A 9,467-nucleotide genomic window follows, 5' to 3' on the forward strand; every position below is an offset into this window, starting at 1 on the left:
ATTATACTTTGAATTTTTAAAAATACCATCTAATATTTATCCATGAATTATTAAAGAAAAATCACCCCGCCACAAAAGATGATCTTAAGCGACAGAGTGATCTATGAAAATTATTTTTTAGTATAGTTTGGAGATTCTCTTGTGATTTGAATATCGTGTGGGTGGTTTTCTACAAGAGAAGCTGGGCTTATTTTGACAAATCTTGCTTTTTCTTCTAATTCTACTAGATTTTGGGCACCGACATATCCCATACCTGACCTTAGGCCTCCTAGAAGTTGGTAGATAACATCACCTACTGATCCCTTGTAGGCTACCCTACCTTCTACTCCTTCTGGGACATATTTTTTGGTATCATTTTGGAAATACCTATCACTTGAGCCTGATTTCATAGCTGCAAGAGAGCCCATGCCACGGTATTCCTTAAATTGCTTACCTTCAAACATGATTGTCTCTCCTGGAGATTCTTCAGTACCAGCAAATAGGGATCCTGCCATTACTACACTTGCTCCACAAGCAAGAGCCTTTGTAATATCACCAGAATATTTAACACCACCATCAGCTATTATTGGAATGTCGTATTCCTTAGCTGCCTTATAGCAATCGATAATGGCTGATATTTGTGGAACACCAACACCAGTTACAACCCTAGTTGTACATATTGAACCAGGACCTATACCTACCTTTACACAATCTACTCCAGCTTCTATGAGGTCTTTGGTAGCTTGGCCTGTGGCAACATTGCCGGCTATAACTTGTAGTTCAGGATATTTAGCTTTTATCTTTCTTACAGCATCCATAACTCCCTTTGAGTGGCCGTGTGCTGTATCTAGGGCGATGACATCGACTTTTGCCTCTACTAGGGCATCAACCCTTTCCATCATATCGCCTGTAATACCAACACCTGCACCGACTAATAACCTATCGTGTTCATCACGAGCTGAGTTTGGATACTGGCGAGTTTTTTCAATATCCTTGATGGTAATAAGACCCTTAAGTTTGAAATCCTCATCAACTATAGGTAGTTTTTCAACCTTGCCAGATTCCATCTTTTTGACAGCATCAGTCATTGAAATACCAACATGACCCACTATCAAGCCATCTTTTGTCATTATATCATCAATAATTACACTTGGGTCTTCTTGGAATCTTACATCACGGTTGGTTAAAATTCCCTTAAGATACATCCCATCATCTACTATTGGCACTCCTGAAATCTTGTAATTTGACATAATTTCTAGGGCATCCGCAAGGGTATTGTAAGGATGAAGGAAGAATGGATCAGTTATAACCCCATGCTCGCTTCTTTTTACCCTGTCGACTTCTCGAGCTTGCTCTTCTATGGACATATTTTTGTGGATGATACCTATGCCGCCTTGTCTAGCCATAGCTATGGCCATCCTAGATTCTGTAACTGTATCCATGGATGCAGACATGAGTGGGATATTGAGCTTGATTTTCTTAGTCAATCTTGTTCCTACTTCAACTTCATTAGGTAGGACCTCTGAAGGACCTGGTACTAATAGTAAATCATCAAATGTTAAGCCGTCTCCAATAATTTTCATAATAACCTCATTTCTTTTTTGAATTTACCTAGCCAGTACTGGCTAAATATAAGCTGGAATAATTATTTTTCTTACTATACTTTGATATAATTTTAAGTCTAGCATTAAGATAAAAAAAAGAAGCCAAAAATAAATTTAGCTCCTTTAGTAATTATTCTCTTGCTTTTTTTGATGCGTAGGCAAAAACTATGGTATCTGGTCCTGTGTGAGCTCCTATGGTTAGGCTCATTTCATAGAGATTTACCTTAGATATACCTAAATCTTCTATTTCCTCTTTAATAATTTCTGCTTCTTCTCTATTTGATGAATATGATAGGTAAACTTCATTACAGATACTTGTGTCTATATTTTCTTCAATGTCTTTTAGGACCTTAGCTATAGCTTTTTTTCTACCTCTTACATTCTTATATTGGGTTATCTTTCCATCCTTATCTGTAACTAGGATTGGTGCAATTTTCATAGCTTGACCTATGATTGCCTTGCCTTTTGAAAGCCTACCACCCTTTTGAAGATACATTAGGTCATCAACTACAAATTCTACCCAAATGTAAGGAATTTTTTCCTCAAGGATTTTTTTAATCTCAATCATATCTAGGCCCTTGACCTTTAATTTGTAAGCCATATCTAAAATTAGACTTTCTTGAGTCGAACCTGCAAGAGTATCCACTATTTCTATTCTTCTATCTGGAAATTCTTCTCTTAGGTTTTCACAAGCTATAGAAGCATTTGTAAAAGATGAAGATAAGCCTGATGAAAATCCTACATACAAAATATCCTTGCCTGCTTCAAGTACTTCTCTGAAGTATTCTTCATAAGTTAAAGGATTGGCTGCAACTGTCGTGTGCTTTTTACCTGCTTTAACAAGCTCGTAAAATCTATCTAGGCTAATACTCTCTTTATTTATGCCATATTCAACCCCGTCTAGAACTGTATTTATTGGGATTAAACTAATGTTTTTATCTTTTATTTCTTGCATATCAAAATCTATACAAGAATCTCCTAGTAAACAAAAATCGTTCATATATTACCTCTATCTTTATATAATCAAATTTAGATTCTTGCTATATATTATACCATAATTTGCTTATAAAGATATTATTTGACCTGAAATTATTTATAATATATAGATTATATAATTTTTTAGAGGAATTATTCTCCTATAGCATTTCTATAAAGGCGGCCATTCTTGTGTTGAGTTGACCCAGATCTTGGGATGAGAAGTCTGTTTCTACATAGGTATATGGGATATTTTTTTCTTCCTGGACAAATCTTTTTATTTTTTCTCTTTCCACATTATAGGTGTGGCAAGCTACAAGGTCCATTTCCACAACACCATCTGCCTTATATTCATCAATTAATCTGCCTAGAAGTTCAAATCTATTGGTATCAGGGCTCATTACTGAACAACCTATGTCTATGTACCTATCGGCAAGTGATTTTATTAGGTCATCAGCTTCTAAATCTACATTTCTATCGAAATTTTTCTCTCCTGAGCAGTTCTCAAAGGCTACTATAACTCCCCCATTATCCTCGATGGCCTTGATTACCTTTTCTGTAGCTCCTCCCATTGGACAGCCTGTTACAACAATTCTTGGTTTTTTCTCCCTAGCAGATGGGTCATATTCATCGACTATTCTCTTTGCAAGAGCATTTATTTCATCTGCAAGACCTTTTTTATCCATTTTAAATTGGGTACCGTAGGTGACATGAAAAAGATCTAGACCTGACATCGGTGTTGGGTCAAGCTTCATGGTCTGGGCAACATTTTTCTGGGCATCTCTTATGTCATTGCCAAGCTTTATAGCTGATCTTAATTTCTCTTCTGTGATTTTTTCGCCTAATTTATCTTCAATATAGGTCTTAAATTCTGCTACTTCATCTGCCCAATATCTCTTAGCCTTTTCATCTTGTTTATTTGGTAGGTTCATCATATAGACTGGCTTTATTTCATCCATTAGCTCATACATTTTCTTTTTGCCATCACAGGTTGTCTCACCTACTATCACATCAGAAAAGTAGAAGAATGGGCACTTATCAGTTTTGGCGAAGCCGTAGGAAGATTTTATAAGCGGGCAGAGATTAGATGGAAGGTCTTTTTCTGCTTCTGGAATGGTCTCATCGCTAGTTGAGCATAGGCCTACCGTTGCTGCACCTGCTGCCCAAGCGATTTCAACTGGAAAATATGTACAATAAGCTCCTACTAGGGGTATATCCTTATCCTTTAGTTCCTTTACACTTAAAAAAGCATTTTTCCTCGCATCAGCAAATTCATCAAATATTTCTGGTAAATCTTTTATTACTTCATTCATCTTTTTTTCTTCTCCTTAGCTAAGTATGCTGCTCCAAGAGAGCCAGCAAATTGTCCAATTTCTACATTTTTTACTTCTTTGCCAATTAGATCTGAGAGGACCTCTGCAAAGTAGGATACATTTGAAAGGCCACCCGTTAGGATAAGCTCATCGCTTTCTCCAATTTTGTTATACATCTGCCTGACCTTTTGGGCGACAGAGCCTACAATTCCTGCTGCTATATCTTCTTTCTTCCTACCCTCGCCAATAAGGGATGTTATTTCTGTTTCGGCAAAAACCGTACACATAGAAGAAATTGCGATAGGCTCTCCAATCTTGGCTAAATCAAATAATTCATCTATGCCAAGGCCTAACTTATTAGCCATGACCTCGATGAATTTGCCAGTTCCGGCAGAGCACTTGTCATTCATCTGAAATTCTGATACTAGCTTATCTTCAATGAGGATGGCCTTAGTATCTTGGCCACCAACATCAAGAACAGCTAGATTATCAGACCCTGACAAGACCCTAGCCCCTCTGGCATGACAGGTTATTTCTGTAATTACAAAGTCAGCGTAATCAACACTCACCCTACCATAGCCTGTAGCTGTGACACGGGTCTGATCGCTTGTTACATCTATGCCCCTTTCAAGAAGCCTAGTTTTAATGTCACAAGCTACTTCCTTAGAGGACCAACCAGTCGGGCTTACAAAGTTAAAGGTCTTATCACCTATAACAGAGACCTTGCTTGCAGTTGAGCCAATATCTATCCCTACATAATTCATTTGACTTCTCCCAGGTCATAAATTTTATCAAAAGCGACCATATTTTCTTCTAAAATCTTTTTTGTTTGATTTATATCTGTAATCTCCGCCTCAAAGGCTAGGCCGCATCCTGCTGATATCTCATTAGGGATAGGGATAAGCCTTCCTGCGAAATTATTAGCTTTGGCAAAATTCTCCATCATCATGGCATCAGTTGTTGTATCAAATGTTATTACTATCATCTTTTTTCTCCTAAAATCTCCTTAAGGGCTAAGATTACTTGGTCAATCTCTTCTTTCTCATTAAAATATGAAAAAGAAAATCTTACAAGACCATCATAATCAGTCCCCAGGGCCTTATGGCAAAGAGGTGCGCAATGTGCACCAGACCTTGTAGCTATGTCATAGTCATCAGATAATATTTGAGCTAGCCTATCTGAAGGAATTTTTGACGACCTAAGGGCTACTATCCCAAGCCTTTTAGTCAAATCCGCAGCTCCAAATATTTCAATATCTGGGATTTCTTCAAGTCTCTTTGTAAAATAAGCAAGTAAGTCCATATCTTTCTTTCTAATATTAGCAAGACCTATTTCGTTTATGTAATCTAGACTAGCATTTAAGGATAAGATCCCGTGGCCATTTAAGGTGCCTGCTTCTAGGACATCTGGCATTTGCCTGGGATGATTTTTATCAAATGATGCAAAGCCAGCACCGCCCACCTTAATAGGTTTCGGAACAAGCCCCTCTCTTATGTATATTCCCCCTATGCCCTGCATGGCAAAAAGCGCCTTATGACCTGTAAAACAAAGGCAATCAATGCCATTTTTTTCAACATCTATATCAAGAAGTCCCGCACTTTGGGCAGCATCTACGATTAAGATAAGGCCATGTTTTTTACAAAGCTTAGATATAAAAGCTAAATCTGTGATATTGCCAGTGACATTTGAAACATGACTTATGATTATGGCCTTAGTATTAGGCTCAATTAGGCCTTCTATCAAATTATAATCAAGTAGGCCCTCTTTCCTATCCTTAAAATCTATAAAAGATATTTCTGCTCCTTCAGCCTCCTTAAGATACAAGGGACGGAGTACTGAATTATGGTCAATGACAGATGTTATAACGTGATCTCCCTTGCCAATAAAAGAAGATATAGCAATATTTAAAGCCTCTGTAGCGTTGGATGTGAAGGCAATCCTTCTAGGGTCTTTTATATTAAAGAGCCTTGCAAGTTTTTTCCTAGTATCTAAAACCATATGAAGACTTGCTAGACTTATTTTATTAAAACCCCTGGATTGATTTCCAATTTTATTAAAATTTTCCATAAGCCTATCCTTAACAAGGTCTGGTTTTGTAAGACTTGTGGCTGCATTATCTAAATAAATCATATTCATCCCCTATCTTTCTTTCCCCCACTATTATCTAATATATCAGCTTACTTGTCAAACGTTTTACTAGCCTCAAATATTTATATTTCAATTCTTTGATAATGCTTATCAAATTCCTATGGTATTGTTTGCAAGTTCTTTTTCATTTTTAATAAAATTTGGTAAAATATTAGAAGGAGGCCTTATGAAAAATTTAGAAGTATGCGGTGGTTGCAATGCGAAAATTGCCGCTGGTAATTTAGATTCCCTATTAAAGGATATAAATCCCTATAGAAGGGATGATATAATAGTTGGCTTTGACAAGAAAGATGATGCAGCTGTTATAGATATAGATGGTAAGACTTGTATAATTCAGACCTTGGATTTTTTCCCTACCATGGTCGAAGACCCTTACCTTTTTGGGCAAATCGCCGCTGCCAATGCCCTAAGCGATGTCTATGCCATGGGTGGAGAGGTGATTTCTGCACTAAATATAGTAACCTTCCCTCTGGAAGAGGACTTTGCTATATTAAGAGAAATCCTTCGTGGTGGCAATGATAAGGTTACTGAGGCTAAGGCAAGCCTTACAGGAGGCCATTCTATCCATGATAAGACCATAAAATACGGCCTATCTGTGACAGGCAAGGTAGAAAAATCTAAAATTTGGAAAAATAATACTCCAGAAGATGGCGATGTCATCTTACTTACTAAAAAAATCGGCACAGCCTTAGTCACTGCTAATTATGCCCAGGGCCTTGTAAGTGAAAATGACTTTAAGGCTTGTGTGAGCCAGATGGCTAGGCTTAATAAGTATGCTAGGGATATATTTGTAAATTACCATATCCACGCCGCTACAGATATCACAGGCTTTGGACTTTTAGGGCACCTGTCAGAGATGGCAGGAGATGACTATTCTATAGTAATAGATAGCAAAAAAGTACCTATCTTAAGTCCAGCAAAGGACCTTGCAGGAGAATTTCTCTACACTTCAGGGGGACAGAATAACAGATCCTACCTATCAGATAAGGTCGAGTTTATGATTGATGACTTTGCCATGGAAGAAGTCCTCTTTGACCCACAAACTTCAGGAGGCCTGTGTGTGGCAGTAGAAAAATCAGAGGCAGAAAAAATTAAAAATGAATTTGAAAAACAAGGTCTAGAAATTTGGCAAATCGGCCAAGTTATGAAGAAAAGATCTTACCCTATAATTGTAAAATAAGGAGATGTTATGAAAAAAATTGATTGTTTAGGAAAAGTTTGCCCAATACCAGTAATAGAAACAAAAAAACTTATTAAGGAAAATCCAGATGAAACATACTTCGAAATCCTTGTAGACAATGAAGTTGCTACGCAAAATCTAGCCAAGATGGCCAAGGAATTAAAAATAGAGTCATCTTGTGAGAAAATCAAGGATGGGGTCTATAGGGTAAGTCTAAAGAAAAACCCTGAAGAATTTTGCGAAATCATGGAGGATGCCCAAGCTATGAATACATCATCATATGTTGTAGCTATATCTGATGATAGGATGGGAAATGGCGACGAAGACTTTTCTAAGAGCCTACTTGAAGGCTTTATCTATGCCCTTACAGAACAAGATGTACTTCCAGAAAAAGTGATTTTCTATAATAGGGGTGTCTTTTTGACTAGCGATAATGAAAAAACTATAGAAGATCTCAAAAATCTCGCTGACAAGGGTGTAGAAATCCTTTCTTGTGGACTTTGCCTAGGCAATTACAAGCTTAAGGAGAAACTAGCTGTAGGAGAGATTACAAATATGTATAAGATTGTAGAAATCTTAAGAAGTCACCACGTTGTTAGCCCATGCTAGGAGAAGAATTTATCCTCTTCTCCTTCGCTAAATTTGAAGACCCCGCCAGGGCCCTTGATAAGGTCAAAGATTTCAAAAAGGCAAGGCTCATACCCCTACCTCCAGAAATAGATGCAGGCTGTGGCTTTGCCCTAAGAATTAAGAAAGAAGATTTGGATAAGGCTTTGAAAATACTTACGAAAGATGATTATGACAGAATTTATTTAATGGGAAAAGATAAAAATGGAAGGAGGCTAATAGAAAAATATGTATTTTGACAATGCAGCAACAAGTCTCCATAAACCAGATGCAGTAAAAGAAAAAATTATCGAAATATTAGAAGCTGAATCTTTTGGTAATCCATCAAGGTCAGGTCACCTTTTATCACAAAATACCATGATGGCAATTTATGAAAGCAAGAAGGCTTTTGCAAGACTCTGCCATATAGGAAATCCTTCAGATATCCTCTTTAGCCCAAATGCTACTTATGCCCTAAATTTTGCTATCCTTAGCCTTATAGAAAAGGATGACCATGTAATAACGACGACTACAGAGCACAATTCTGTCCTTCGTCCCCTCTACCAAAGTGGTGCTAGCCTTTCATTTTTGGACTTTGATGAAAATTTCAATCTAAAATACCAGGACCTTCCAACCTTGCTTAAAAAAAATACAAAATACCTTGTAGTAAATTCTGCATCAAATCTTTTAGGCAATGTCAACGACCTTGATAGGTTATATGACTTTGCAAAAGAAAATGAGCTTATAATGATTGTAGACCTAGCCCAAAGCCTGGGACTTGTTGATATTGATATAGGAAAATATGAAAATTCCCTCTTTGCTTTTACCGGCCATAAGTCCCTCTACGGCCTAAGCGGGACTGGTGGCCTTATTAAAAATGGAAGCTTTGCTTTCAAACAAGTCTTTTCTGGCGGAAGCGGTATAAATTCATTTGCTAAAAGCATGCCAGCTTCCTTCCCGCAAATCTTTGAGCCAGGGACACAAAATTTTGTTGGACAAGTCGCCCTAAAAGCAGGAATTGATTATATCTTAGACGAAGGAATAGATAAAATTAATAATAAAACTCTTAGCTTAGCCAAAAGATTTTATAAGGGAATAGAAGAGATCAAAAATATAAAATTCTATTCTAAAGAATGGAAATACCTAGAAAGTCCAATCGTATCCTTTAATATAGGAGATATACCATCTGATGAAATAGCCTTGATCCTTGATGAAGACTATAATATCCAGGTAAGACCCGGAGCCCACTGCGCTCCCCTAATCCACAAGCACTTTGGCACAGAAATTCAAGGCATTCTTAGGTTTTCATTTTCATATTTTAACACTAATGATGAAGTGGATACTGCTATAGATGCTATCAAAGAAATCTCTCAAAATATTTTATAAATATCTGGATGAAATTTTAAAATAGGAGTTTATATAATGAATACCCTTAAAATAAAATTTAGTGATGAAGAGATAAAAAGCTTAGAAACTCTTGCAAAACAAGAAAATCTCTCTCTAGCAGCTTGGGCTAGATACACTTTGATTGAAAAAATTAAAGAAGATTTTGATAACGAATTAATAAAGGATTATTTATTAAACAAAGATAAGATGAAATTCTACTCTGGTGACCAAGTGAAACTTGATCTTGGCATATAAAACTAATAGACCCAAATCGGG

Annotated in this window: 11 protein-coding genes; 5 read left to right on the forward strand and 6 right to left on the reverse strand. The window is 36.9% G+C overall.

What is annotated here, in order from left to right:
- Window positions 1-110: 110 nt before the first annotated feature.
- The 6 genes from guaB to C8269_RS03240 all read right to left on the reverse strand — a co-directional run bounded on the left by guaB (window position 111) and on the right by C8269_RS03240 (window position 6,001).
- Window positions 111-1,562: an IMP dehydrogenase gene (gene guaB / locus C8269_RS03215; protein ID WP_106460410.1), complete on the reverse strand. Its 1,452-nt coding sequence runs from the start codon at window positions 1,560-1,562 to the stop codon at window positions 111-113.
- Between the two features lie 151 nt (window positions 1,563-1,713).
- Window positions 1,714-2,583 (reverse strand): DegV family protein, encoded by an 870-nt coding sequence (locus tag C8269_RS03220; protein ID WP_106460411.1) that lies wholly within the window; start codon window positions 2,581-2,583, stop codon window positions 1,714-1,716.
- 136 nt (window positions 2,584-2,719) lie between these two features.
- Complete coding sequence (locus C8269_RS03225; protein ID WP_106460412.1) at window positions 2,720-3,871, reverse strand: double-cubane-cluster-containing anaerobic reductase; 1,152 nt, start codon at window positions 3,869-3,871, stop codon at window positions 2,720-2,722.
- A complete protein-coding gene (locus C8269_RS03230; protein ID WP_106460413.1) occupies window positions 3,868-4,635 on the reverse strand; it encodes an acyl-CoA dehydratase activase in 768 nt (255 codons plus the stop codon). Before C8269_RS03230 ends, C8269_RS03225 begins: the two co-directional genes overlap by 4 nt.
- Window positions 4,632-4,856 (reverse strand): DUF3343 domain-containing protein, encoded by a 225-nt coding sequence (locus tag C8269_RS03235; RefSeq protein WP_106460414.1) that lies wholly within the window; start codon window positions 4,854-4,856, stop codon window positions 4,632-4,634. Before C8269_RS03235 ends, C8269_RS03230 begins: the two co-directional genes overlap by 4 nt.
- Window positions 4,853-6,001 carry an aminotransferase class V-fold PLP-dependent enzyme gene (locus C8269_RS03240; RefSeq protein WP_106460415.1) on the reverse strand — a complete coding sequence of 383 codons (1,149 nt, stop codon included), beginning with the start codon at window positions 5,999-6,001 and terminating at the stop codon, window positions 4,853-4,855. Before C8269_RS03240 ends, C8269_RS03235 begins: the two co-directional genes overlap by 4 nt.
- Before the next feature lie 184 nt (window positions 6,002-6,185).
- On the opposite strand from C8269_RS03240, the gene selD reads away from it, so the two are divergent.
- Genes selD through C8269_RS03265 form a run of 5 tightly spaced genes read left to right on the forward strand, consistent with a single transcriptional unit; the run spans window position 6,186 to window position 9,446 of the window.
- Window positions 6,186-7,199 carry a selenide, water dikinase SelD gene (gene selD, locus C8269_RS03245; protein WP_106460416.1) on the forward strand — a complete coding sequence of 338 codons (1,014 nt, stop codon included), beginning with the start codon at window positions 6,186-6,188 and terminating at the stop codon, window positions 7,197-7,199.
- Between the two features lie 9 nt (window positions 7,200-7,208).
- On the forward strand, window positions 7,209-7,808 hold the full coding sequence (gene yedF, locus C8269_RS03250; protein WP_106460417.1) for a sulfurtransferase-like selenium metabolism protein YedF: 600 nt from the start codon (window positions 7,209-7,211) through the stop codon (window positions 7,806-7,808).
- Complete coding sequence (locus C8269_RS03255) at window positions 7,802-8,065, forward strand: DUF3343 domain-containing protein (RefSeq protein WP_106460418.1); 264 nt, start codon at window positions 7,802-7,804, stop codon at window positions 8,063-8,065. The genes yedF and C8269_RS03255 overlap by 7 nt, the downstream gene beginning before the upstream one ends.
- Window positions 8,055-9,191: an aminotransferase class V-fold PLP-dependent enzyme gene (locus tag C8269_RS03260; RefSeq protein ID WP_106460419.1), complete on the forward strand. Its 1,137-nt coding sequence runs from the start codon at window positions 8,055-8,057 to the stop codon at window positions 9,189-9,191. Before C8269_RS03255 ends, C8269_RS03260 begins: the two co-directional genes overlap by 11 nt.
- Window positions 9,192-9,227: 36 nt before the next feature.
- The gene (locus C8269_RS03265) at window positions 9,228-9,446 is read left to right on the forward strand and encodes a DUF6290 family protein (RefSeq protein WP_106460420.1); all 219 of its coding nucleotides are present in this window, start codon (window positions 9,228-9,230) and stop codon (window positions 9,444-9,446) included.
- The last annotated feature ends 21 nt before the right edge of the window (window positions 9,447-9,467 follow it).

The organism is Anaerococcus sp. Marseille-P3915 (assembly GCF_900258475.1).
GTDB classification, from domain to species: Bacteria; Bacillota; Clostridia; order Tissierellales; family Peptoniphilaceae; genus Anaerococcus; species Anaerococcus kampingae.